This is a genomic window from Agrobacterium sp. M50-1 (assembly GCF_049843495.1).
Lineage (GTDB): Bacteria > Pseudomonadota > Alphaproteobacteria > Rhizobiales > Rhizobiaceae > Agrobacterium > Agrobacterium radiobacter.
Genome location: NZ_JBBHZH010000001.1, coordinates 246,274 through 270,825 on the forward strand (window position 1 = coordinate 246,274; position 24,552 = coordinate 270,825).

Sequence of the window (24,552 nt, forward strand, 5' to 3'; positions counted from 1 at the left end):
GCATTTCCGCCCTTTGCGGGCACGCGCAAGCGCTTCGGTGGAAACTCCGCCAAATCCTTACGCTCTATGATGGAAAGACCGCGCCAGAGTCCGCCTCCGGCGCGGTCATAGTAGATCAGTTGTCGACCGAGACTTCCCAGAGACGGGCGTTCGACTGCCAGACCGGCTGGCCCTTCAGCTTTTTCGTCGCGCCCCAGACATCGACCATGTCGTAAAGGAAGATGCCCGGCATTTCCTTCAGCATCAGTTCGTGAAACTCGTCGAAAATCTTCTGGCGCTTGGTCTGATCGGCCTCGACATAGGCCGCCTTCATCAGTTCGATCGCCTTCGGATCATCCCACATCAGCGATGCGTTCTTATCCTTGTTGCCGACATAGAAGGCGTACATCAGTGCCGGGTCGAGACGCGGAGCGACCGACTGCGAGATCACCTGATAATTGCCGGAACGGCGACGATCCACCTGCGTGGCATAGTCCAGCACCTCGATCTGCACGTTGAGACCCGCCTGCTGCATCATCGCCTGCGCCATGACGGCGGCCGGGAAACTCGGCACGTTGCCGCGCTTGTTGGCGATGATCGAGATCGGCTCGCCCTTGTAACCGGCTGCCTCCAGCTCCTTCTTGGCCGCTTCGATGTCATAGGCCGGACGCTTCTTCTGGGTCTCGTCGAAATAGACCGAATCCTGCGAGACCATCGAACCGTTGGCTTCACCCGTACCGTTCGATGCAGCAGCAACCAGTTCGTCGAGATCGAGCGCCATCGCCATGGCGCGGCGCACGCCGGGATTGCTCAGCACCTTGTCACGGGTCTGGATGTAGAAGAGGTTCTTGCCGTTGTTGCGGGCGACGATGAGCTGCATCTTCTCATTGGTCTTGAACTCCGGAATGAGATCGGGAGAAATCTCGGCCGTATCGAGCACGCCGGATTCAAGACCCGCCTTCACCGTCGAAGCATCTGGAATGACCATGAACTTGATGCCGTCGGCCAGCGGCCGCTTGGAGCCGACCATACCATCCGGCTTGCCGTCATTTGCCGGCGAAACATAATCGGCAAATTTGGAAAGGCGAATATATTCGCCTTTCTTCCACTCGTCCCACTGGAACGGCCCTGTCCCGATCGGCTTGGCGAAGCTGCCATCGGCAGCAATCGATTCCGGCGAGATCATGCCGGTATAACCGCATTCCGGTCGCGACATGAGGCCAAGGAAAACGCCAGACGGCTTTTCAAGCGTGATCTCGACCGTGGATGCATCGGTGGCCTTGACGCCGGTGACGTGAGCGGCCCCGCCCTCCGCAAAATCGTTGAGGCAGGTCCATTTTGTTTCCGGCTTCAGATAACGTGTCCAGTTCCAGACGACATCTTCCGCGGTGAGCGGCTTGCCATTGTGGAATTTCACATCCTTGCGCAGCTTGAACGTATAGGTCAGGCCGTCAGGCGCAACCTCGACGCTTTCGGCAAGAAGCGGCTTCACCTCGCCGGCATTGTTATAACCGACAAGGCCTTCGACGATGTGCAGGATCACCCCGTCCGTATTGCCGTCGCGGTTCACGCCCGGATTGTTGCTGCGCAGATCCGAGCTTTGCGCAATGGTGATATCGCGTGCAGCGGCGATATTGGCGGTCACGAGCAGGGCAACGCCTGCGAGAAGAAGTTTTTTCACTGTTCTACCCTCATTGTTATCGTTGATTGTGAGTGATTAAAAGCCATCCCAGCAGGCCTGCGCCAGCCGGCCGATCGTTTCGAGCGCGATGGTATAGCCCGGCGTGCCGTCAGGCATGGTTTGCGGCACGTCATCCGTATAGGCGGTGATGATGAAGGCTGGCGCGCCATTTCTGTAGACGATGCCGGCATCCATGCGCCCACGTTTGCCGCGGCCGCTCTTGCTCGCCACCACGGCCTCGAAAGGCAGGCGGGAGCGGATTCCATAGCGCAATATCTGGTTTTTCAGCGTCTGCATCGCCCACTCGCACAATTGCGGGCTGCAGCCGAGCTTTGCCTGCGCCTCTGGCGAAGATTGCGCATCGAGAATGGTCTGAAGCAGCAGAACCTGGTCCGCCGCCGAGGTGGTGGTAACGGTCTTCAGCGGATGATCGGCCGCGAGCGCCAAGGGCGGAATGAGGAAACGGTGGTGCGTGTTGGCCATGCCGAGCGCCTTGCAATAGCCATCCACTTCTTCCAGCGTCAGCCGTTCCAGCACCATCTTGGTGCAGACATTGTCGCTCAGCACCATCATGCCGGCGACGGCATCGCGAAGCGAAATGACGATGCCCGGCGTCATATAACGGAACATGCCGCTCGCCACTTCTTCCGCCAGCCGCTTTTCATAGGTGACGGGCTGGTCGAGGTCGATCCGCCTTTCGCTGGCCACCTTGAGCACGGCCATCATGATCGACGTCTTGCGGGTGCTGCCCGATGGCGTCTCCTCGTTTTCTCCCCGCCCGATCTCTTCGCCGGTCAGGAGATTGCGCACCATGAATCGCGTCACGAAAGGCTGTGCATCACAGATAGCATTCAGTTGGGCAGCCACAGTCATTATCATCTTCCTGTTAAACTTCTTCTTCCAGACGCCATTTCAGTGTCACACCGCCCTTTTCATTCTGGTCGAGGGCGGGAATGGCCGAGAGGAGCCGGCGCGTATAGGCCTCTCTCGGGCTGTCGAAAATCGTGTCGCGGTCGCCCTCTTCGATGATGCGGCCGTCCTGCATGACGACGACACGGTCCGCCACCTGTTCGACCACGCCGAGATCGTGGCTGATGAACAGGCAGGAAAAGCCGTAGCGTTTCTGCAGATCGGAAAAGAGATCGAGCACCTGCGCCCGCACCGTCACGTCGAGCGCGGAAACCGGTTCGTCGGCGATAAGAAACCGCGGACGACGGGCAATGGCGCGGGCAATGGCCACGCGCTGGCGCTGCCCGCCGGAAAGCTCATGCGGGTAACGGGCGGCATAGTCAGCGCCAAGCCCCACCTCTTCCAGCGTTTCCAGCGCCCGCTTGCGCTTGGCGGCCTCGTCGAGACCGGGCACGAGGCGCAGAGCCTCCTCCACCAGCGCCTGAATGGTCATGCGCGGATCGAGCGAGGAATAGGGATCCTGAAACACCATCTGGCAGTTCAGGCGATAGTCGTTCCAGTCCTCTTTGCGTTCCCGCCCCTGAAAGCGGATATGCCCTTCGCTCTCCTGCACGAGCCCCGCAATGGTCCGGCCAAGCGTCGTCTTGCCGGAACCGGAGCCGCCAACGAGCGCCACGACTTCGCCCTCGTGAATGTCGATGCTGACGCCATGCAGCGCCCGCTTTGATTTGGCCTTTTTCAGCAGAGATTTGCGGCCGGCATAATCGACGACGATATCGCGCGCCGAAACCATCGGTGCTTTGGACGTGTCGATGCTGCGCGGCTCGCCGCGGAATGGTAGGGAGGAAAGCAGCTTTTTCGTATAGGGATGCTGCGGCGCATCCAGCAGGTCTTCGGTACGGCCCTGTTCGACGATTGCGCCTTTTTCCATCACCACGATGCGGCTGGTATAACGGGCCACCATCGGCAGATCGTGGCTGATGAGGAGAACGGCAGTGCCTTCCGCCCGCGTCAGCTCGACCATCAGTTCCATGACATCGCGCTGGATGACCGCATCGAGCGCCGTTGTCGGTTCGTCGGCGATCAGCAAAGCGGGTTTCAGGAGCATGACAGACGCCAGCATGATGCGCTGGCGCATGCCACCGGAAAACTCATGCGGATACGCCGTCAGCGCGCCTTCGGGGTCGCGGATGCCCACCCGCCGCAGCATGTCGAGAATTTTCTCGCGGCGCTCTTCCGGGGACAGTTTCGTGTGAAGGATCAGGCCTTCTTCCAGCTGCCGGCCGATTGTCATCGACGGATTGAGAGAGGTCATCGGCTCCTGGAAAACGACGCCGATCTCCGCGCCGCGCAGGCGTCGAAGCTCCCTGACCGGCAGGGACATCACGTCCTTTCCCTTGTAAACGACCGATCCGCCGGTGACGGCGATCGCCGGAGGCAGAAGCGAGATGAGCGCGCGGGTTGCGAGCGTCTTTCCCGAGCCGCTTTCACCGACGATGCCGAAAATTTCACCAGGCGCAATATCGAAGGAGACATCCTTGACCACCCGGTGGCCGGTTCTGGCGACTTCGAGCGAAAGACCGCGAACGGTGAGAAGTTTATTATCAGTCATTTGAGACCTCTCATGCGCGGGTCAAGCCTGTCGCGCAGGGCATCGCCCAGAAGATTAATGCCGAGCAGTGTCAGCGCGATGCAGAGACCGGGGAAAAGCCCGAGCCAGACGGCCTGCTGGATGAAGGGCCGGCCGGCGGCCAGCATGTTGCCCCAGGTGGGGGCCGGCGGCGGCACACCGAGGCCAAGGAAGGACAGCGCGCTTTCCGACAGGATGGCCCAGCCGAACATGGAGGTGGCGAGAACCGTGATCGGCGCTATGCAATTGGGCAGGATATGGCGGAACATGGTGTAAATCTCACCATTGCCCATCACCAGCGACGCCTCGATAAATTCCCGCTCACGCAGAGAAAGCACGGCGCCGCGCACCACGCGGGCCATGGATGGTGTATAGGCGATGCCGAGTGCGAAGATGATGCCGTACTGGTTTGCGCCGAAAACCGCGAGAAGGCCGAGCGCCAGCAGAATGCCGGGAAAGGCCAGAAGCGCATTGTTGATGGCCATGATGACGCCATCCACCCAGCCCCGCGCATACCCGCTGACGAGACCGATCAGAGTGCCGCAGATCGTCGCGAAGCTGACCGTCAGGAAACCGATCCAGACGCTGGCGCGCGCGCCGACCATCAGCCGGCTCAAAACGTCGCGCCCGAATTCGTCAGTGCCGAGAAGATGGCTGGCACCGGGTGCGGCCAGACGCGAGGCAAAGCCGAGCTTCATCGGGTCATAGGGTGTCCAGAACAGGCCGGTCACGGAGGTGATGAGCAGGAGGGCAATGAGAAAGCCGCCGATAAGCCCGTTGAGTGTGAATTTTTTCATTCGGCAACCACCCGCGGATCGAAGAGGGGATAAAGAAGGTCCACGAAGAGGTTGACCAGCACATAGGACAGGGAAACGAACAGCAGGCATCCCTGTATGACGGGGTAATCGCGCGCGAAAATACTGTCGACCATTAGCCGTCCGAGGCCGGGAATGGTGAACACGGTCTCAATGACAGCGATGCCGCCGAGGAGATTGCCGAGGATGAGGCCGATCATCGTCCATGTCGGGCCAAAGGCGTTCTTGAAGGCGTGCCGCCAGAGAACCGCGCTTTCCGAAAGACCCTTCGCGCGGGCATGGGTGATGTAATCCAGCCGCAGCACTTCCAGCGTCGAGGCGCGCGCCATGCGGATCAGGACGCCCATTTCATGGATCACCAGCGTCATGACAGGCAGGACGAGATAGAGCATGCCGCCGACCAGATTGTCGCTGATCGACACATATCCCAGCACCGGCAGCCAGCCGAGCTTGAGGCCGAAAAACAGAAGAAGCAGAAGGCCCAGCCAGAATGTCGGAATGGACAGCAGCAGTGTTGCCGTTCCCACCAGCGCAAGATCGGTCAGACTGTTCTGCTTCCAGGCGGCGATCACGCCAGCCGGAACCGCAATCAGGCTGGCGAGCAGCACGGCAACCACAACGATCTCGGCGCTGACGAGGAAGCGCGACACGACCAGCGGCAGCACCGGCTCGTCATTGACGATGGAGTGGCCGAAATCGCCCTGCACCACATTGCCCGCCCAGATGACGAACTGCTGCGGCATGGACTTGTCGAGGCCGAGTTCGGTCCTCATGGCTTCGATCTGTTCCGGTTGCGCCATGTCGCCCAGCATCAGGGCAGCCGGATCGCCCGGAATGAAGCGGATGAGCGCAAAAACCGTGATCGACACGAATGCGATCGTTGGCAGCGCCATCAAAAGACGGCTCAGTATGAATCTTATCATCGGTTCCCCACGATTGATGGCCGGGATTAGCGCCCCGCCTCTATCGGTTTCGTTGCTGGCGACTATGACGGATTGATAAATAAGGCGCAATATTATGCATAAACGTCATATATCTATGCAGAATGACGGCGCGTTTGATCCTGATGAGGACAATGAGATTTTCCGCCCAAAACCCCGTTTTCAGTCGATTTTTTGCGAAAGCTGAATTTCTCGCTTCAGGGCATCGCTCAGCGCCTGTGCCGCGATGGATAAGGGTGCGCCGGAGGCGCGGGCAAGACCGAACTCCTGCGTCGCCTGGGGAACGAATGGCCGGGCGACAACGGGAAGGTGCCTGTAGAGGTTAGCATAAAAACTGCTGATGATCGTCACTCCCAACCCATGCGCCACATAGGCGCAGGCGGAACTGTTGGTGTGGGTCTCGATCTTCACCATCGGCTTGACGCCGGCCTTTTTGAAAACCTGATCGAGCGCCATGCGGTTCGGCCGCTGGCGGCCGATCAGAATGAGCGGAATGTTGCGCAGGTCCTTGACGGTGATTTCGTCAAGCGCGGCCAGCGGATGATCCTCCCGGACCACACAGACGCTTTTGCCGGTCGCAACACGCTCGACATCGATGCCCGGGCCAATCTCGCCCTCCATCCGCAGGAAACCAAGATCGATCACCCGCTCGCCGACAAGCTTGTTGATGGCGGTCGTCGTTTCGAAAAATGTCTCGATGCGAACGCCGGGAAAATCCCTGACATAATCGATCAGCATGGCGGGCGCGAAATTTTCCCACATGCTGCTCGGCAGGCCGATGCGGACGATTTCCGGGCCAGCCGCGCCATTGCGCAGATCCTCGGCGTGGCCGGACATGCGATCGACCGCAAGCAGTACGTTCTCCGCATCCCGCGCAAGCAGCACCGCCTCCGGTGTCGGGATCAGCCGCCCCTTGTCACGGGCAAACAGCGTCAGCGACAAATCCGCCTCAAGCTGCGCCAGAAGCCGGCTGATGCCGGACTGGCTGAGCCCCATGGCCTTGGCAGTGGCGATGGTCGAGCCGGTGGAAAGAAGCGTGCGCAGAACTTCGAGCTGCTTGATGTTCATGAGGCCAGCACCATGGGTGAAGAGACGAGCCGGTTTCGGTTCTGACGTTTTGCCGCCGTTGAGCCTAGATGTCACCGTTTTTTTGGCGTCGCCAGGTAGCCGGTATGGTTGCCGGCTACAATTCCACCTCATAAATCCTGTCGTGGGTGGCCACGCATGCCTCTCCTGATGGCGTCACCCAGCCGCGGAACATGCCGGGGGTATTGTAAGGTGAGGCAATGCCACCTTCGGCATCGATCGCAACGAGACCGGCACCGATCTCATAAGGCGCCAGATCCTTGTGGACGAGATTGCCGGCGGCGGTTTCCAGATCCTGCCCGAGATAGGCAACGCGGGACGCGATCTCGTGGCCGACGACATAGCGGATGAAAAACTCACCCTTGCCCGTGCCTGAAACGGCGCAGGCGCCGTCACGCGCATAGGTGCCGGCCCCGATCACCGGGCTGTCGCCAACCCGCCCATCCGGCTTGTTGGTGTAACCGCCGGTCGAAGTGGCCGCCGCGAGATGCCCCGCAGCATCAAGCGCCACCGCGCCGACCGTCCCGTGCTTTTCGTTTTCCGTCGCTTCCGTGCCTGTGGCGGCATGGCGCTTCATTGCCGCCAGCGCTTCAAGGCGCTTTTGCGTGGTGAAATAGGATTGAGGCTCAGTGGTCAGACCCTTTTCCTTTGCGAAGCGGTCAGCCGCCTCACCCGTCAGATAGACGGCACGTTCATCCGCCATCAGCGCACGGGCCGCTTTCACCGGGTTGCGAATGGCGCGGGAGGCGCTGATCGCGCCCGCCGCCAGTGTGGCACCGTCCATGATCGAGGCATCGAGTTCGTGAATGCCGTTCTCATTGAGGGCCGCGCCATGCCCCGCATTAAAATGCGGGCTGTCCTCCATGACGACGACCGCCGCCTCGACCGCTTCAAGCGCGGTTCCGCCAGCCTTCAACACGCCGTAACCGGCGCGCAGCGCCGCTGCCAGATCGTCGCGCGCAGCTGCCCACTCCTCTGAAGTCATGCTGTCTTCCGGCATCACGCCGCAACCACCGTGAATGGCCAGTGCGATCTTCGTCATATGCTCACTCCCTCGTCGCCCCGCCATCGGCAGGGCCTCTTGCCATCAATGAAAGGCGATATCGCCGATAACGCGCACGCGGACCCTCCGCGCGCCACCCGGAAGATAGGCGATCGGAATATCCTCCACCTCAAGCGTCTTGAGGCTTCCCCGCTCCGCGCCGGATGCGACCGCCGCGTTCTGCGCCTCGGTCTCGGCTTTCGCAAGGGCCTCGTCGCGGCTCAACCCGGAAAAGACCTGATCCACCTCGCCGGACACCTGCGCCATCGCAGCACCCAGCGCATTGGCAACGCCTGCATTTTCCACACGCAGCACCTCGGATGCGCCCGGCACCTGCTCCGGTATCAGGAATGCGCCGCCGCCGACCGCAACCAGCGGCACGTCTTCGGCTGATGTCTTCATCTGGTCGAAACTGTCGGCCACCATGTCACGGATACGTTGGAGCGAGGCCTGCACGAAAGCCGGATCGAGGTCCTTCACACGATCCCTGTCGCCCATCTCGATCAGGCCTGCAGCAACGGCGATATCCGATGTCGTCAGTGTCTCGCCGCCGAAAACGCGGGCTTCGGTCAGGATGCGATACCCCACCGAGCGCGGGCCGATCTTGCCTGTCTGCGGATCGACAATGGTGCCGCCGCCAAGCGCGATCGGCAGAAGATCGGGCATGCGGAAAAGGGTGCGCACCCCGCCAATATGAACGATATTGTTCGCCTCACGCGGGAACCCGCCGACAAGGCAACCGATATCGGAGGTGGTGCCGCCGACATCCACCACCATGGCGTCGGAAAGCCCGGTGAGGAAAGCAGCGCCGCGCATCGAATTGGTCGGGCCGGAGGCGAAGCTGTGCACGGGGTTGGCCGCCGCGACATCCGCGAGCGCCACGGTGCCGTCATTCTGGGTCAGATAGAACGGCGCCTTAACACCGGCCTCGCGCAGCGCATCCGAAAATGCCTGAACAGTGGTCTTGCCAAGCGTCTGCAAGGCGGCATTCAGGAGTGCGACGTTCTCGCGCTCCAGAAGGCCGATGCGTCCGAGCGTGTGGGAAAGCGTGATGCGCGCGTCGGGAATGACCGAACGGACAATCTCCGCCGCCCTCACCTCGCACTCCGTCGTCAGCGGCGAGAAGGTCGCTGAAATGGCGATGGAAGTGATGCCCGCATCGCGGATTTTCATCGCCGCTTCACGGATTTCATCCGGGATCATCGGCACCAGCGGGCTGCCGTCGTATTCATGGCCGCCATGAACCATGAAGATCATTGGATCGACGGCCTCGTGCAGATCCTTCGGCCAGTCGCACATGGGCGGCAGCGAAGAGCCTGTTGGCAACGCAATGCGGATGGCCGCGACCCGCTCCAGTCGGGCGCGCTCCACCACCGCATTGGTGAAATGCGTCGTGCCGATCATCACCGCGTCGATCGGGCGATCCGCCGCGCCGACATGGCCCGCCACGTGGCTCAATGCCGCCTTCACGCCGGACAGGACATCCTGCGTGGTCGGAACCTTGATCGAGGCTACGATGGCGTCTCCATCGATCAGAACGGCATCCGTATTGGTGCCGCCAACGTCAATACCGATGCGTTTCATGGGAATACCGATCTGAAATCAATGTCATAACCGAAGGCGCGTGGGCCAACGGCGGCGATGCCGGCAGGCGTCGTCAAGAGTTCCGGCGCCGGCAGGGCGACAACCGTGACACGCTGGCCATAACGCACCGATTCCGTGCCGATGGCGCTGCCCGAAACAGTATCGAGAAGGCAAAGCAGATCCGGCGTCATGGCGACCGGCTGGCCATCGCGGAAGGCGACCGCCCATTCGTTCTGGAAGGCCAGCTCCATGCGCGAACCCCGGTCGGCCTCGATACCTTCAATGGTCGTGCTGCCGCGCAGGAAGCCGCCGGTGGTCTCGCGGGCGACATCCACCACCTTACCACGGAACAGCTGCTTGCCGCCCTCATGGTCGAGAACCGCCTGAACCGGATCGTCATGGCGCGCACGCGCCTCCATCACCGCGCGCCCGAGTTCGGTCGCCTTGGTGACGGTGTAATGAATGCCCCATTCCTTCACTTCCTTGCCGGTGCGCGGCGCCTTGCAGGTGGCGGCGGTGGAGCCGACTTCGGTACAGACCTTGCGCGAGATGCGCTCCATCCACTTCCATGAAGCCGCGCGCGTCACGATCACCTCATTGTCGCGTACATCGACCAGCGACAGCGGAAACATCGGCAGATTGCCGATGGCGAAGGACGTCATCTGCGCTTCGGGATAGGCGCGTCCCATGGCATCGGCATTAACGACCGGCCGGTCGAGCATGGCGGCGGCGAGGAAAGACGACAGTGCGTTCGAACCGCCGATTTCAACGCTCATGATCGCCCGGAACGGCTTGCCGAGATAATCCTCCATGACCTCGACAGCGCGAGCCAGATGAACGGGGTCTCCCAGCCGTTCCTGACCGACAAGCGGCGCGCCCATCTTGGAGACGACGGCAACCATGTCGTCATCGGCGAGCGCCATGGGATCCATGACCTTCACGCGTCTGCCCTCGGCATAAAGACGGCGCAGATTGAGCGTCGAGATATAGGGATTGCCTCCGCCGCCGGTTCCCAGAATCCAGGCGCCGGTGGCAAGAGGTTCGATATCGTCTTCGGAAAATTCCTGGATCATGCGTCATCCTCGGGCATGCCACAGCCTTTCCGGCCGCAGGCGATGCTCCTTCCCTTTGAAGTTCCAAGTCTGGCCAACCCCGCCTTTTTGGGCGGGGCCGGTTTTCATAAGGCGGAAATCACTCTGCCTTGCAGTCCCAATGGAAGTTGGAGAAGTTCAGGTCCCAGCTCTGCATGGGAATGAACTCGTAACCCTGAAGGCACTTGTTCGCCGCATAACGGCGGTTCGGTGCAACCGCCCAGACATCCGGCTGGAGATCGGCGATCTTCGTCTGCAGTTCCTTGTAGGTGGCGTTCTGCTCGCCGACATCGGTGGTGGCGCGGACCTTGTCGATAAGCCCGTCGATTTCCGCGTTCTGCAGCCATTCCATCGACATCCAGGTGCCGGAGGCCTTGGAATGGTACTGGTTGTAGAACATCGCATCGGGCGACGGATAGGTGGGCGAGATGTTCACCTGCGTCGATGCGGGCGTCGTTTCAGGCTTGGAGGACAGTTCAACGATGCGGTTCCACGGCTCCGGCTTGATGTCGAGCGTAATGCCGATCTGCTCGAGGCTGGACTGCAAAAGCAGTGCCACTTCCGCCTCGAAGGCCAGCGAAGCGACATAGCTGTTGACGAGCGTGATCTTCTGGCCGGCATATTTCGACTTCGCCAGTTCTTCCTTCGCCTTTTCCAGATCGTAGACGCCGGGCTGGATATCGCTGTTATGCGCGTCCTTGAAAGCGTCGGAGAGCGGTCCCTGCATGTCGAAACCGGGATAGATCACTTCCTGGATCGTCTTGTAATCCGTCGCATAGGCAATGGCGCGACGAACGTGGACATCATCGGTCGGATAGACCTTGGTGTTGAGCTTGATGACGAAACCGCCGGCGGTGCGGGTCTGGATCAGCTTGTAGCCCTTCATCCGGCCGATGGATTCATAGGTGTCGTTGCCAAGACCGTGCGAGGAAAGGCCAAGTTCGCCCTTTTCAGCCAGCGCCTTCACGGTGGCGTCGTCGCTCGTCTGGACGAAGCGTACTTCGTCGATCGGCTTGCCCTTGGTCCAGCCAAGGAAATGGTCCGCATTGCGGGCAATGACCATATCGGCAGAACGGTTGTAGCTGACGAGCTTGTAGGGGCCGGAACCGGCGGAATGTTCGCCGACATAGGCCTCGCCCCATTTGTCTTCGGGCTTGGCATTGGCTTCGATCAGCGTCTTGTTCAGCGCCATCATCAGCGGCGTCGCCGCCATGAAGGGCGAGAACTGACGTTCGATCTTCATGACGAGCGTCGCATCGTCAGGCGCGGTAACGTTTTCGGGCTTCAGCACGCCGACGATGAGGTTCGACGGTCCCTTGTTGATGCCGAGCAGGCGCTGCACGGACCAGACGAGATCGCCAGCCTTCACCGCCGTGCCGTCCTGGAACTTCGCGTCGTCGCGAAGATGGAAGGTATAGGTCAGGCCGTCTTCAGAAATATCCCAGGACTTCGCCAGATGCGGCACGATTTCGCCCTTGGCGTTCACCGTGGTCAGGCCGTCATACATGTTCACGATGGCCATGTAGCCGGTATAGTCAGTCACCTTCGCCGGGTCGAGCGAACTGAATATCTGCATGGTATTGACCGCGACCGACACCTTATCTTCCGCAAAAGCAGCGGAAGGACCAAGCGGCAACGCGATTGCCGTGCCGAGCGCAAGCACGGCAAGGCGGGAAGAAAGTCCTGGCATTTTCATTGTCGTTCTCCTCTTTATTGCGGGTCATTTGCCCGCTTATGGTTAGGCAGCCTTGCTGACCGGGAGGGGCAGCGGTGAGAAAGGAATGTCCGGGTAACCGAATGCGGCCGGTCCAACGACCTCGAGAGCGCGGGCGCTGCGCAGAAGATCGTGGCAGGGGATGGCGATGACGGCCACGCGCTGGCCGTAGCGCAGCACTTCGGTGGTGATCGGATAACCGGTGTCGACATCGAGCAGGACGATCAGGTCCGGCACGGTCACTTCCACCTTGCCGTCACGGCGGAACAGCAGGAATTCGTTCTGGATCGCCACGCTCGCCGTCTGGCCCGAGCAATCGTCGAAGCCCGAAAGCTCGACATCACCCACGGCGAAACCGCCGCGCAAATGACGCTTCAGATCGGTGATCTTGCCATTGAAGATGCGTCGTCCGCCTTCAAGCGCGCAGACCGCCGCAATCGGGTCTTCCTGCTGCTTGCGGGCGCGGATCACCGCCTCACCGATGGCGATCGCCTTGGTGTAGGTTTTCGGAATGCCGTATTGGTGCACGTAATGAGCCTGCATCGGCGCGGTCGCCAGCATCGCGCCACCGCCCTGCGAAACGACGCAGGCGCGCGCCATGCGCTCGTGCCAGACTTCGGAAACGGCATGGCTGAAGATGACGGCGTTGCCGTGCAGATCACACATCACCGATGGCGTCGAACTATGCCCGTAGATCGAGAAGGTCGTCATCTGCATTTCCGGGAATGCCCGGCCCATTCCGTCGCAATCGAGGATCGGCAAGCCGCCAAGTGCGGCCGTCACCAGCGGGTTCATCGAGTTCGAGCCGCCGATTTCCTCGCAGACGATGGCATCGACCGGCGTGCGGATCAGCTCTTCCATGGCGCGCAGGCAACGCAGGCCTTCGCGGCCCTCGCGGATGCGCTCCACGCCGACCACCGGCGCGCCGATGCCGCCGATGGACATGCAAAGCGCGTCCGGCTCGATGGCGTCTGTCGCAAGGATCTTCATCTCGTAACCGGCCTTCATGGCCTCGAGTGCAAGCAGCTTGCCCAGATAGGGATTGCCGCCGCCGCCCGTACCGAGAATGCCCGCACCGATTTCCAGCGCGTCAAGATCTTCCCGCGTCAGCGTACGCAATGCCGCTTCGTCATATTTCAGCTTGCGCGTCTCAGCCATGATTGGCTCCCATTTCTCCAACAACTTTCACATGAATGCGGGTGGCATTGCCGGGCAGATAGGCAAGCGGCATGTCCTCGCGCTCGATGACTTCCAGTGTTTCGGCCAGTGCGCCTGCCGCAATCGCCTTCTCGCGCGCCTCGGTCTCGGCCTCTGCAAGCGCGCTCTCACGCGTGCGCCCCTCGACCAGCGAGAAGACGCGGTCGGTCTCGCCGCTGATCTGCGCGATCGCCGCACCGACGGCATTCGCCACCGCGAAATTCTCAGGCCGGATGACCTCCAGATCACCGATACGGTCAGGCATCAGAATGGAACCGCCGCCAACGGCGATTACCGGCACCGGCGATGACGAGATGCGGCTGCGTTCCACACAGGACTCGAGCATGTCGTTGATCTTGTCGACAGCCGCATCCACAAGCTTTTTGTCGAGGCTGGAAACCAGCGCCTTTTCGCCGACATCCGCCTTGCCGGACGCAACGGCGATATCGGTCGCCGTCAGGGTCGAGCCACCGAAGCAGAGCGCTTCGCGACGAACACGGTAACCGACGGATTTCGGTCCGACGGTCAGGCCATGGTCGCCATTGACGACCAGCGACCCGCCGCCAAGACCGATGGAGAAGACGTCAGGCATGCGGAAATTGGTACGCACGCCGCCAATATCCACGGTCGTGGACGCCTGGCGCGGGAAGCCATGCGACAGCGACCCGACATCGGAGGTGGTGCCGCCGACATCCACGACCACGGCGTCCTTGAGGCCGGTGAGGAAGGCGGCGCCGCGCATGGAGTTCGTCGGGCCGGAAGCGAAGGTGAGCACGGGGAAGCCGCGCACCACATCCGCCGCCATCAGCGTACCGTCGTTCTGGGTGATGTAGAACGGGCAGGTAATCCCCGCTGCCTTCAGCGCCTCGCCGAAAGCGGCGACGGTGCGGTCAGCGAGAGACAGGAGGCTGGCGTTCATGATCGCCGCACTCTCGCGGGCGAGCAGGCCATGCCGGCCGATGTCCTTGGACATGACCACCGGCAGGCCGGGGCAGCGCTCCTGAAGGATCTCTTTCGCCCGCACTTCCATCGCATCATTGATGCCGCTGAAAACGCAGGTGACGGCGGCAGCCTTCAAGCCCTTGGCGCGGATATCGGCGGCGATGCGGACGATTTCGTCCTCATCAAGGGCTGAGATTTCTCGACCGTCGAATTCATATCCGCCCCGGACCTGATACCCATGGTTGCCGACGATTTCTCTCAGATCATCCGGCCAGTCGACCATGGGCGGCAAACCAGCGCCCGACGGCAGGCCGAGCCGGATGGCGGCGACCTCGTCCATATGCCGCCGCTCGATCACCGCATTGGTGAAATGCGTGGTGCCGATCATCACGGCGCCGATGCGCGCCCTGTCGATGCCCGACGCCTCGATCACCTTTTCAAGGGCTTCGATGACACCGGACGTCACATCCTCTGTTGTGGAGGCCTTCACCCCCGCCAGAACGGTTTTATCCTGTAACACAACGGCATCGGTATTCGTGCCGCCGACGTCAATTCCAACGCGATACACGTCAGGCTCCTCTTTTATCAATCGGTCGTTTTTACGAGGAAACGCATGCGCTCTTCCTCGGTCACGGTGGGTTTCAGACGCTCTTCCTCGTCGGTGACGACGGGGATCGCCGCGATAAGGGCGCGGGTGTAGGGATGCTTCGGCTCGGCGAAAACCGCAGACGTCACCCCTTCCTCGACGATCTCGCCACGCAGCATGATGGCGATGCGCGAGCAGAAATTGCGCATCAGCGACAGGTCGTGCGAGATCATCAGATAGGTCAGGCCAAGCTCCTCCCGCAGCTGCAGCAGAAGGTCGATAACGGTCTTCTGCACGGAGACATCAAGCGCGGCCGTCGGCTCGTCGAGGATGAGGATTTTCGGCTCGGCAGCCAGCGCGCGGGCAATCGCCACGCGCTGCTTCTGGCCGCCCGAGAGTTCATGAGGGTATTTGCCGAGATAGGACTGCGGCAACCGCACCAGCCCCATCAGTTCCTGCATACGGCTTTCACGCGCAGGCCCATCCATGCCGATGGATTTCAGCGGCAGGGTCAGCGTCTGCCTGACGGTGCGCTTCGGATTGAGGGAAGTGCCCGGATTTTGATAGACGATCTGCGTCAGCCGCTTGCCGCGCTCAGGCGCCGGGGCGTCGATGACAAGATTGCCGGAGGTCGGGCGAGAAAGTCCCATGATCATCCGGGCGACCGAGGTTTTTCCAGAACCGGACTCGCCCGCAAGACCGAAAATTTCGCCGTCCTTCAGCGTCAGGTTCACATCGCGCACGGCGTGGTAACCGTTGCGTCTGCCGTAAATCTTGTTCAGGCCCTCGATGGTAACGATCGGCGAGCGCGTGCTCTGCGCCAGATCGGTAACGCGCGGACCGTAGAGCGGCGGCACCGCATCCAGCAGCGACCGCGTATAATCCGCAGCGGGAGCATGCAGGATTTGCGTGCAGGGACCGGTCTCGACGATATCGCCATGGTGCATCACCACGACCCTGTCCGCCACCTTGCGCACGACGCCGAGATTGTGGGTTATCATCAGCAGCGCCATGTTTTCTTCGGCAACCAGCTGGTTGATGAGATTGAGAATTTCATCCTGTGTGGTGACGTCGAGCGCCGTGCCGGGCTCGTCCGCGATCAGGAGCTTCGGCTGGTGCAGCAGCGCAAGTCCGATCAGCACGCGCTGGCGCATGCCGCCCGAAAGCTCGGACGGATAGGCATTCATGACCCTCTCGGTATCGCCTAGCTGCACGCGGCGCAAAACCGCTGCGATACGGGTGCGACGCTCCGCCTTGGACGAGTTGATGCCGTCGCGCTTGTCGGCAAAGCGCATGACATCGTCCAGATGCGTGCCGATCTTGAAGACCGGATTGAAGGAGGAAAGCGGGTCCTGCATGATCAGCGAAAATGCCGTGCCCTTCAGCGCCTCCCGTTCCCTGCGCGGCAGGGCAAGCACATCCCGGCCATCGATCACGATCGCACCGGAGGTGATCGAGGTATTCTTCGGCAAAGTGCCGATGATCGCCTTGGCGGTGACGGATTTACCCGATCCGGTTTCACCGATCAGCGCCACGCGCTCACCAGCGGCGACCGTAAAGGCGACATCGCGCAACACCTGGCGCGTGCGGCCATAATTGGTGAAGGTGACGTTGAGATTTTCGACCTTGAGAAGCGGTTCAGTCATGGCTTTAGCTTTCCACGTCGAACATGTCACGCAGGCCGTCGCCCAGCAGATTGAAACCCAGCGTCACGTAAAGCACGGCCGCACCGGGGCAGAGGACTTCCCACCAGAAATCCGGCATGAACTGGCGCCCGTCGGCAACCATCGATCCGAGATCGGGGGTCGGCGGCTTGACGCCAAAACCGAGGAAGCTCAGCGTCGCGCCGAAGAGGATGACGAAAGCCGCATCCAGCGTCGTCTTGACGGATATGACCGAGACGCAATTGGGCAGGATTTCGCGGAAGAGGATGTGCAGCGGCCCGGCGCCGGCAAGACGCGCGGCTTCGATGTAGTCTTCAGAGGCGATGGACTTCGACACCGAATAGATCAGCCGCGCGTGCCAGGTCCACCATAGCAGCGTGATCGCGATCATGGCGTTCATCAAGGTGGGTTCCAGCAGGTTGGAGACCGCCAGCGCCATGACGAGCGGCGGCATGGCCAGCATTACATTCGTCAGGCCGCTGATGATTTTTTCAGTCCAGCCACCGAAATACCCGGCGACCAGGCCAAGCACCGTGCCGACCGGGACCGAAATGCCGAGCACGCCGATGACGAGAAGAAGTGAGACCCTGAGCCCGAAGATGGTGCGGGAGAAAATGTCGCGTCCGGCCTTGTCCGTGCCGAACCAGTGCTCCAGATCCGGCGGCATGTGGCGGGCACGGAAATCGACGACAGCGCCGATATGTTTGGGATAGGGCGTGAGCCAGGGCGCAAAGATCGCCAGAATCAGGACCGACAGGAGGATCAGCGAGCCGATGACCGCCGCCGGGTTGCGGCTGAAGCGATACCACATCATGTAACCGGCGCTTAGGCCCCGATCGGTGGGTTCGAGCATTTTCATATCAGCCATCAGCGAGCCTCCTTGCGGCGCAGGCGCGGGTCGATGATCGAGATCAGGACATCCACGATCAGGTTCGCAACGATGAAGAACAGGCCGGCCACCAGCACCACGGCGGTCACGGCATTGAGGTCTTTCTGCAGGATGGCGTTCAGCCCGTAGGAAGCGAAGCCGCCCCAGGCGAAGACCATTTCGATCACGAAGGCATTGCCGATCAGCGAGGCGAATTCGAGCCCCATGATCGTCAGCGGCGCGATGGAGGAGAGCTTCAAGAGATAACGGAAGATGATGACCCGCTCCGGCACGCCGAAGCTTTGCAGGGTGAGCACGTGATCCTTGCGCTGGTTCTCGATCATCGAGGAACGCGTGATGCGGGTGATCTGGCCGATGCCGGCCATGGAAAGCGCAAAGGCCGGCAGCGCAAGGTGCTTCAGCGCATCCAGCACCACATCGAACCGTCCGGCAAGCGTCCCGTCGATCAGGATGAAGCCCGTCGGGCCGCCCTGCCAGCCGAGCGAGTGATCGAGCCTGCCGATGATCGGCCAGCCGGAGAGAAAGCGGGCGGCGAGCAATTGCAGCGTGATCGCAAAGAGAAAGCTCGGGATCGTCACGCCTGTGAGCGACAGGATGCGGCCGATATGGTCCAGCGGCCGGTCGCGATAATGCGCGGTGATGACGCCGAGCGGGATGGCGACGGCAAACATGAAGATGACCGAGACCAGAACAAGTTCGACGGTCGCGGGAACGGTCTGCGCCAGATCGGTGGTGACGGGACGCTGGGAAACCAGCGAAAAACCGAGATCGCCGTGCAGGGCATTGCCGATATAGTCGAGATACTGGGCGGCGAGCGGTTTATCGAGACCCATCTCGCCGCGCAGCGCATCCACCTGTTCCTGCGTTGCCGCCGGCCCCAGCGCCATGCGGGCGGGATCGCCCGGCACCACGCGGGCGAGAACGAAAATCATGATGGACAGGGCGATCATGACCAGCACGAAAGCGCCGAGCCTGTTGAAAATCGCGACCAGCGGATGTTGCTGCATCGTTGGAACGTTCCTTGTGCATCAGTTGCCTGAGCACAAGTTTTCACCACATGTCCTTTCGAACAATCGCCGAAAGGTATAGTTTTTTGAAAGATGAGTATAGGTTTTCAAGCTTAAATACCCTATCGCTGTGTGAATGACGCTCCTGCCCCGCACCCGCCTCTGCCGCCGCATCGCCAGCGAAACCGCCGGCGTAATCTTCCTGCGCGCTCCGGCGGGCGCGGGAAAAAGCGTGCTGCTGGAAATGCTGGCAAAGGAGTTGGGAACGCAGATATGTCGCACGCACCAGCCGCGAAGCGATGATGCCGCAAATGACTGCCTTCTATGGGACGTGCCGGTTTTCGCGCGGGCGGTGCGCATGCCCGCCGCCATTCTGGAAACGGTGCGTTTTTTGGTCATTGCCTGCCGCCCGGATCAACGGATCAGCGGACTGGCCCGGCAGATCCTGCATCACGGTTCGCTTACCATCGGCCCGGATAAGCTGGTGCTAGGGCGAGATGAAACCGAAAGCCTCCCCCCTCAACAGCGGCGTCTGGTACTGGAGGACTATGCAGGATGGCCGGCCTTTCTGTCGCTCGCCCGGCATCCGGATGAAAAGCTGTGTGCCGACTATCTTCGGGAAAACTACCTGCCGCATCTTTCGCCCACCCAGACGGTTGAGCTTTCGTTCTGGCTCGAAAACCCCTCCGCAGAACCCGAGGCGGAATGGACAGAACTGCTGCCGCCCTTCCTGACTGGAAGCCCCGAAAATCACCCCACCCTGATACGGCTTCTGACCCTTGCTGCGCGAGAACGTCTCGCCACCTTGCAGGCCGGCAGCGCCGTGGTGGAGGTCGCATCGGCTTTTGAAAAGGCGGGGCATGCGCTCGCGGCCATGGCGATGCTGCTCGATCGCGGTTACGAGACCCATGCCGCGCAAATTCTTGAACGCGCCCATGGCCGCGAATTGATCTACCGAAGCAGCGTCGACAGGTTTCGCGAGATCATCATGCGGTTTTCGCAGGATATGATCGCAACGAATGAAACCGTGCTCTTTGCCGTCACCCGCGCATTGCTGAAACAGGGCGAATTGCAGCGCGTGCGCCACCTGCTCGGTAAAAGCCTCGGATCGGACTATCTTGATCCGCTGAAAGTGCTCGCCCGTGGTTCGCGGTTTTCCTTTGCCGCCCGCACCTTCCGGCTGAACCTGATGATTGCCGAGGACCTGACGCCCAATGACGCGGTGATAACGCGTCTCGCCGAGTTCATGGCCGATTATCCCATGGACGATCACGGCAAGTGGGCGGCCTATTACAATGCGCTGCTGGAGTTCGAAATTCGCCGCCGCAATTTCCGCGAGGCGGAGGCGGCTGCTGCCCGTGCGCTGATCTATCTGCGCAAGATGGGCGGGCAGCCCCTGCTGGAATTCTTCATCCACCTGCATCAGATCGTGCTGCGGCTGATGAGCGGTGATGTACTTCTGGCGCGCCACGCAGCACAGGAAGCCCGCGCGCGGCTGGAACAGGTGCCGCATGATGCGGTGCAGGAGTTCCGGATGCTGCGGCTGGCGGAAGCCTGCCTTGCCTATGAGGCCGGAAAGCCCCGCGATCTCCTGCATTTCGTCGAACATGAATTCGATCATTTTGCTGCGGCCGAGATATGGCCGAGCCTCATGCAGTTTGCCCTGCATTATGCTTCGCAGGTTTTGATCGACCATTTTCCGATGACCGTTCGTCCGGGCTTTCTCGATGGCTTGTGGATTCATCTGTCGGAAGGGCTGCAATTCCACGCGATGATGGAAATCAGGACGGCTCTCGCCTATCAGAATGCCAACCGCTGGGCGGATGCGGCTGCGACCCTTTCCGCGATCCGCATGCCGATGGGCCGCAACTGGGTGGAAAGTGCGCATGACGATCTCTCCCGGCTGACGCGGCGCGATGAAATCGCCTATGTCATGGCCTGGCTGCGCGATGCGGTGCATCTTTTCACGCCGCGCGCCTATCTCTCCCGGCAGATCGACGCAATGATCGCCAATCCCAAGGTCACCAACCGCGAGAAAGTCGCGCTCAGGATATGGCAGAGCTATGCCGCGCACCAGCGTCGCGACAATGCCGCCGCCCGCGCCCATATCCTCACAGCCCTTGAATCGGCAACCCGCCTTGGCTGCAGCGGCGTGCTGTCGGAGGAGCGCGTGTTCCTGTCGCCGCTTCTGAACAATCGCCGCATCCGCAGCTTCATCGAAACCTCTTCCGATGTCCGCACCGCGCTGTCGATTTTCGCCGCCTCGGTGAATTCACCGCAGGCGCGCGCCCTGCATGGCGGGCTTTCGCAGCGGGAAGCGCAGATGCTGCAACTGCTGGCCAGCGGCATGTCGAACAAGAAGATCGCCCAGACGCTCAACATCTCGGAAGTGACGGTGAAGTTTCACCTCGGCAACCTGTTCCGAAAGCTGGATTGCAAACGCCGCGCGGAGGCGATCCGCGCGGCGAAAGCACTGGGCTGGCTATAAGGTTCAGCGGTTGTTCTTCTTGCGCCACTCCGCAAAAGCCGTCTGATGTTCTTCCTTGGTGCAGGGGTAAAGCCCGATGATCGTCTGGCCGGCCTTGACCTGTTCCACCACGAAATCCTCATAGGCCGTCATTTCCACCGCCTCGGTCGCCACTTCGTCGGCAATGCCCGCCGGAATGACGATGACGCAATCCGCGTCGCCGACGATGATGTCGCCGGGAAAAACCGGCGCATCGCCGCAGCCGATCGGGCCGTTGATTTCGATAGCCTCGTGTTTGGTCAGGTTGGTGGGGCTGGAAGGACGGGTGTGGTAAGCTGGAATATCCAGCTCGGCAATGGTGGCCGCATCACGGAAACCGCCATCGGAAACGATGCCCGCACCGCCGCGAACCATCAGGCGGGTCACCAGAATATCGCCTGCCGAGGCGGCGCTCGCATCTTTGCGGCTGTCCATGACAAGCACGTGGCCAGGCGGGCAGGTTTCGATGGCGACGCGCTGCGGATGGGCGGGATTGCGGAATTCGACGAGCTGGTTGCGGTCTTCGCGGGCCGGCATGTAGCGCAGGGTAAATGCGGGGCCGACCATGTTCTTGCCCTTGTAGCCAAGCGGGCGCACGCCCTGGATGACCTGGTTGCGCAGGCCGCGCTTGTAAAGCGCCGTCGCCAGGGTGGCGACGGAAATAGTCGTCAGTTTTTCGCGCGTTTCATTGTTCATATCTGTCTCCTCGCAATGGGCGGATGGATGTGTTTCAAGTCCTGTGAATGGGCTCGTCTATGAAGACGCCGCCCTGATATTTTGCGATCGCAGCCTCGGGATCGGGACGCGGCACATCGCGCTCGATTTCCGCGCGGTAGCGCGCGGCATTATCGCGCCGCTGCCAGCCGAGAAAATCGACATGGGAATTATCCCACCAGCTGTCATCATTGGCGGAAACGCCCCAGATGACCGGGCATCCAAGCTTCGGCGCGCAGAAGGTGGCCTCGATCAGCGAAACGAAGTCGCCGTAGCTCAGCCAGGTCGACAGCATCCGCCAGTTGGAGGGCTTTTCTTCGCAAGAGCCAATCCGGACGATGGCGGTCTCCTGACCGAATTTGGAATGGTAGAGGCTCGCCATCGCCTCGCCGAAAATCTTCGAGACGCCGTAAAGACCATCAGGCAGAAAGGGGGTATCGGGGGCAAGCTGTTTGCCCTGCGGATAATAACCGATCGTATGATTGCTGGAGGCGAAAAGAATGCGCGGCAGGCCGTTCAGCCGCGCCGCCTCGTAGAGATTGTAGACCCCGCGCAAATTGGCAGACTCAATCGGGTCGAAAGCCCTCTCGACGGAAACGCCGCCGAGATGGACGATGCCGTCGCAACCCTTGACGAGATCATGGACCGCCTGCCCGTCCTCGAGCGCGCAACGAACGAGTTCCTCGTGAGGTGCTGGCGAACCGATATCAACGACGTCAGAAAGGCGGATGGTTTCGGCGACATGGCCAAGCCGTCCGCGCAGCATGCTGCCCAGCTTGCCGCCGGCACCGGTGATGAGCAATCGCTTCAACATATGGCCCCCTTAGAAAATATCGGGCTCGCCGGCGGTGCGGCCGAAATCCGTCTGCAGGAAGTCGAAGTCACAGCCTTGATCGGCCTGCGTGACATGCTTGGAGAAGAGATAACCATAACCGCGTTCGTACCGCGGCGCGGGCGCCTGCCACGCCGCTCGGCGCCGGGCGATTTCCTCTTCGCTGACCAGCATGTCGAGGCGGCGCTGCGGCAGGTCGAGGCGCACGATATCGCCCGTTTTCAGGAGCGCGAGCGGGCCGCCGACGAAGCTCTCCGGCGCGACATGCAGCACGCAGGCGCCATAAGAAGTGCCGGACATGCGGGCATCGGAAATGCGCACCATGTCGCGGTGGCCCTTCTTGATCAGCGCCTTGGGGATCGGCAGCATGCCCCATTCTGGAAAACCGGGGCCGCCGAGCGGACCGGCATTGCGCAGCACCATCACATGATCCGGTGTGACATCGAGGTTTTCGTCGTCGATCGCCTTTTTCATCTCCGGATAGCTGTCAAAGACCAGCGCCGGGCCCTCGTGCACATGATATTTCGGATCGCAGGCGGCGGGCTTGATGACGGCGCCGTCAGGGCAGAGATTGCCGCGCAGCACCGCAAGCGAGCCTTCAGCATAGACGGGGTTATCGAGAGAGCGGATAACGTCGTCATTGTAGACCTTCGCGCCTTCGAGGTTTTCGCCCATGCTGCGGCCGGTCACCGTCAGAGCCGAACAGTCGAGACGGCTTTCCAGCTGCTTCATCAATGCCCGAAGACCGCCGGCGTAATAGAAATCCTCCATCAGATAGTCTTTGCCGGAGGGGCGGACATTGGCGATCAGCGGCGTAACCCGGCCAAGCTCATCCAGCTCATCCAGCGTCATCGGCACGCCGGCGCGGCGCGCCATGGCGATGAGGTGCACGACGGCATTGGTGGAGCAACCAGTCGCCATGGCGACGATGGCGGCATTGCGAAACGCGGTCGCGGTCAGGATACGGTCCGGCGTCAGCTCCTCGCCCACCATCTCCACGATACGCCGGCCGCAACCCGCCGACATGCGCTGGTGTTCGGCATCCACCGCCGGAATGGAGGAGGCTCCCGGCAGGGTGAGGCCAAGCGCATCGGTGATGGCGGTCATGGTCGAGGCGGTACCCATGGTCATGCAGACACCGGCGGAGCGGGCGATGCCACCCTGCACGCCGCGCCATTCCTCGTCCGTGACGTTGCCGGCACGGCGCTCGTCCCAATATTTCCACGCATCCGAACCGGAACCGAGCACTTTCCCGGCATAATTGCCGCGCAACATCGGACCAGCAGGCAGATAGATCATCGGCACGCCGGCCGAGATCGCACCCATCACGAGGCCGGGTGTCGTCTTGTCGCAACCGCCCATCAGCACCACGCCGTCGAGCGGATGCGAGCGGATCATTTCTTCCGTCTCCATCGCCAGCATGTTGCGGTAGAGCATCGATGTCGGCTTGGTGAAGCTCTCATCGACCGAGAGCGACGGCATTTCGACGGGGAAGCCCCCAGCCTGCAGCACGCCGCGTTTCACATCCTTCACCCGCTCGGGGAAATGCGAATGACAGGTGTTGAGCTCCGACCATGTGTTGAGGATACCGATGACGGGTTTGCCGACGAAATCCTCCTCCGCATAACCAAGCTGCATCATGCGCGAGCGGTGGCCGAAGCTGCGCAGGTCGTCGGGCGCAAACCAGCGGTCGGAACGGAGTTTTTTATCGGTCATGTCAATGGTCCTGCATTGCGGGTTGCG

The 24,552-nt window shown here is 61.4% G+C and carries 19 protein-coding genes; 1 reads left to right on the plus strand and 18 read right to left on the minus strand.

Annotated elements, in window-relative coordinates; all coding sequences use genetic code 11:
• Window positions 1-115: 115 nt before the first annotated feature.
• The 15 genes from WDZ78_RS01045 to WDZ78_RS01115 all read right to left on the minus strand — a co-directional run bounded on the left by WDZ78_RS01045 (window position 116) and on the right by WDZ78_RS01115 (window position 18,757).
• A complete protein-coding gene (locus WDZ78_RS01045) occupies window positions 116-1,660 on the minus strand; it encodes an ABC transporter substrate-binding protein (protein WP_425672060.1) in 1,545 nt (514 codons plus the stop codon).
• Window positions 1,661-1,696: 36 nt separating this feature from the next.
• Window positions 1,697-2,533 carry a serine hydrolase gene (locus tag WDZ78_RS01050; protein WP_425672061.1) on the minus strand — a complete coding sequence of 279 codons (837 nt, stop codon included), beginning with the start codon at window positions 2,531-2,533 and terminating at the stop codon, window positions 1,697-1,699.
• 13 nt (window positions 2,534-2,546) lie between these two features.
• Window positions 2,547-4,181: an ABC transporter ATP-binding protein gene (locus tag WDZ78_RS01055; protein WP_425672062.1), complete on the minus strand. Its 1,635-nt coding sequence runs from the start codon at window positions 4,179-4,181 to the stop codon at window positions 2,547-2,549.
• Window positions 4,178-4,996 carry an ABC transporter permease gene (locus WDZ78_RS01060; RefSeq protein ID WP_425672063.1) on the minus strand — a complete coding sequence of 273 codons (819 nt, stop codon included), beginning with the start codon at window positions 4,994-4,996 and terminating at the stop codon, window positions 4,178-4,180. Before WDZ78_RS01060 ends, WDZ78_RS01055 begins: the two co-directional genes overlap by 4 nt.
• Window positions 4,993-5,937: an ABC transporter permease gene (locus tag WDZ78_RS01065; RefSeq protein ID WP_425672064.1), complete on the minus strand. Its 945-nt coding sequence runs from the start codon at window positions 5,935-5,937 to the stop codon at window positions 4,993-4,995. The genes WDZ78_RS01060 and WDZ78_RS01065 overlap by 4 nt, the downstream gene beginning before the upstream one ends.
• A 180-nt stretch (window positions 5,938-6,117) precedes the next feature.
• On the minus strand, window positions 6,118-7,023 hold the full coding sequence (locus WDZ78_RS01070; protein WP_020011932.1) for a LysR family transcriptional regulator: 906 nt from the start codon (window positions 7,021-7,023) through the stop codon (window positions 6,118-6,120).
• A gap of 115 nt (window positions 7,024-7,138) precedes the next feature.
• Window positions 7,139-8,083, minus strand: a complete 945-nt coding sequence (locus tag WDZ78_RS01075; protein WP_425672065.1) for an isoaspartyl peptidase/L-asparaginase family protein — start codon at window positions 8,081-8,083, stop codon at window positions 7,139-7,141.
• A gap of 45 nt (window positions 8,084-8,128) precedes the next feature.
• Window positions 8,129-9,667 carry a hydantoinase/oxoprolinase N-terminal domain-containing protein gene (locus WDZ78_RS01080; protein ID WP_425672066.1) on the minus strand — a complete coding sequence of 513 codons (1,539 nt, stop codon included), beginning with the start codon at window positions 9,665-9,667 and terminating at the stop codon, window positions 8,129-8,131.
• Complete coding sequence (locus tag WDZ78_RS01085) at window positions 9,664-10,740, minus strand: DUF917 domain-containing protein (RefSeq protein WP_020011935.1); 1,077 nt, start codon at window positions 10,738-10,740, stop codon at window positions 9,664-9,666. Before WDZ78_RS01085 ends, WDZ78_RS01080 begins: the two co-directional genes overlap by 4 nt.
• A gap of 118 nt (window positions 10,741-10,858) precedes the next feature.
• Window positions 10,859-12,454 carry an ABC transporter substrate-binding protein gene (locus WDZ78_RS01090; RefSeq protein ID WP_425672067.1) on the minus strand — a complete coding sequence of 532 codons (1,596 nt, stop codon included), beginning with the start codon at window positions 12,452-12,454 and terminating at the stop codon, window positions 10,859-10,861.
• A gap of 42 nt (window positions 12,455-12,496) precedes the next feature.
• Window positions 12,497-13,630, minus strand: coding sequence for a DUF917 domain-containing protein (locus WDZ78_RS01095; protein ID WP_003500509.1), 1,134 nt, complete (start codon window positions 13,628-13,630; stop codon window positions 12,497-12,499).
• Window positions 13,623-15,179 carry a hydantoinase/oxoprolinase N-terminal domain-containing protein gene (locus tag WDZ78_RS01100; protein WP_425672068.1) on the minus strand — a complete coding sequence of 519 codons (1,557 nt, stop codon included), beginning with the start codon at window positions 15,177-15,179 and terminating at the stop codon, window positions 13,623-13,625. Before WDZ78_RS01100 ends, WDZ78_RS01095 begins: the two co-directional genes overlap by 8 nt.
• Before the next feature lie 17 nt (window positions 15,180-15,196).
• On the minus strand, window positions 15,197-16,843 hold the full coding sequence (gene nikE, locus WDZ78_RS01105) for a nickel ABC transporter ATP-binding protein NikE (RefSeq protein WP_425672069.1): 1,647 nt from the start codon (window positions 16,841-16,843) through the stop codon (window positions 15,197-15,199).
• Between the two features lie 4 nt (window positions 16,844-16,847).
• Window positions 16,848-17,729: an ABC transporter permease gene (locus WDZ78_RS01110; RefSeq protein ID WP_425672070.1), complete on the minus strand. Its 882-nt coding sequence runs from the start codon at window positions 17,727-17,729 to the stop codon at window positions 16,848-16,850.
• Window positions 17,729-18,757: an ABC transporter permease gene (locus WDZ78_RS01115; RefSeq protein WP_425672071.1), complete on the minus strand. Its 1,029-nt coding sequence runs from the start codon at window positions 18,755-18,757 to the stop codon at window positions 17,729-17,731. Before WDZ78_RS01115 ends, WDZ78_RS01110 begins: the two co-directional genes overlap by 1 nt.
• A gap of 136 nt (window positions 18,758-18,893) precedes the next feature.
• On the opposite strand from WDZ78_RS01115, the gene WDZ78_RS01120 reads away from it, so the two are divergent.
• Window positions 18,894-21,245, plus strand: a complete 2,352-nt coding sequence (locus WDZ78_RS01120; RefSeq protein ID WP_425672072.1) for a response regulator transcription factor — start codon at window positions 18,894-18,896, stop codon at window positions 21,243-21,245.
• 3 nt (window positions 21,246-21,248) lie between these two features.
• Here WDZ78_RS01120 and WDZ78_RS01125 read toward each other — a convergent pair whose 3' ends face one another.
• From WDZ78_RS01125 to araD, 3 genes are read right to left on the minus strand one after another with little or no spacing between them, the layout of a single operon-like run.
• A complete protein-coding gene (locus tag WDZ78_RS01125) occupies window positions 21,249-21,959 on the minus strand; it encodes a ribonuclease activity regulator RraA (RefSeq protein ID WP_020011942.1) in 711 nt (236 codons plus the stop codon).
• A 34-nt stretch (window positions 21,960-21,993) separates the two neighbouring features.
• Entirely contained in the window at window positions 21,994-22,791 is a 798-nt protein-coding gene (locus tag WDZ78_RS01130) for an NAD-dependent epimerase/dehydratase family protein (RefSeq protein WP_020011943.1), read from the minus strand.
• A gap of 9 nt (window positions 22,792-22,800) precedes the next feature.
• On the minus strand, window positions 22,801-24,525 hold the full coding sequence (gene araD, locus WDZ78_RS01135) for an L-arabinonate dehydratase (RefSeq protein ID WP_425672073.1): 1,725 nt from the start codon (window positions 24,523-24,525) through the stop codon (window positions 22,801-22,803).
• Window positions 24,526-24,552 lie beyond the last annotated feature (27 nt).

Bases quoted from the DNA above. Each gene is read 5' to 3' on its own strand.
- WDZ78_RS01050 (WP_425672061.1), bottom strand. From the start codon at position 2,533: ATGACTGTGGCTGCCCAACTGAATGCTATCTGTGATGCACAGCCTTTC.
- WDZ78_RS01055 (WP_425672062.1), bottom strand. From the start codon at position 4,181: ATGACTGATAATAAACTTCTCACCGTTCGCGGTCTTTCGCTCGAAGTC.
- WDZ78_RS01060 (WP_425672063.1), bottom strand. From the start codon at position 4,996: ATGAAAAAATTCACACTCAACGGGCTTATCGGCGGCTTTCTCATTGCC.
- WDZ78_RS01065 (WP_425672064.1), bottom strand. From the start codon at position 5,937: ATGATAAGATTCATACTGAGCCGTCTTTTGATGGCGCTGCCAACGATC.
- WDZ78_RS01070 (WP_020011932.1), bottom strand. From the start codon at position 7,023: ATGAACATCAAGCAGCTCGAAGTTCTGCGCACGCTTCTTTCCACCGGC.
- WDZ78_RS01075 (WP_425672065.1), bottom strand. From the start codon at position 8,083: ATGACGAAGATCGCACTGGCCATTCACGGTGGTTGCGGCGTGATGCCG.
- WDZ78_RS01080 (WP_425672066.1), bottom strand. From the start codon at position 9,667: ATGAAACGCATCGGTATTGACGTTGGCGGCACCAATACGGATGCCGTT.
- WDZ78_RS01085 (WP_020011935.1), bottom strand. From the start codon at position 10,740: ATGATCCAGGAATTTTCCGAAGACGATATCGAACCTCTTGCCACCGGC.
- WDZ78_RS01090 (WP_425672067.1), bottom strand. From the start codon at position 12,454: ATGAAAATGCCAGGACTTTCTTCCCGCCTTGCCGTGCTTGCGCTCGGC.
- WDZ78_RS01095 (WP_003500509.1), bottom strand. From the start codon at position 13,630: ATGGCTGAGACGCGCAAGCTGAAATATGACGAAGCGGCATTGCGTACG.
- nikE (WP_425672069.1), bottom strand. From the start codon at position 16,843: ATGACTGAACCGCTTCTCAAGGTCGAAAATCTCAACGTCACCTTCACC.
- WDZ78_RS01110 (WP_425672070.1), bottom strand. From the start codon at position 17,729: ATGGCTGATATGAAAATGCTCGAACCCACCGATCGGGGCCTAAGCGCC.
- WDZ78_RS01115 (WP_425672071.1), bottom strand. From the start codon at position 18,757: ATGCAGCAACATCCGCTGGTCGCGATTTTCAACAGGCTCGGCGCTTTC.
- WDZ78_RS01120 (WP_425672072.1), top strand. From the start codon at position 18,894: ATGACGCTCCTGCCCCGCACCCGCCTCTGCCGCCGCATCGCCAGCGAA.
- WDZ78_RS01125 (WP_020011942.1), bottom strand. From the start codon at position 21,959: ATGAACAATGAAACGCGCGAAAAACTGACGACTATTTCCGTCGCCACC.
- WDZ78_RS01130 (WP_020011943.1), bottom strand. From the start codon at position 22,791: ATGTTGAAGCGATTGCTCATCACCGGTGCCGGCGGCAAGCTGGGCAGC.
- araD (WP_425672073.1), bottom strand. From the start codon at position 24,525: ATGACCGATAAAAAACTCCGTTCCGACCGCTGGTTTGCGCCCGACGAC.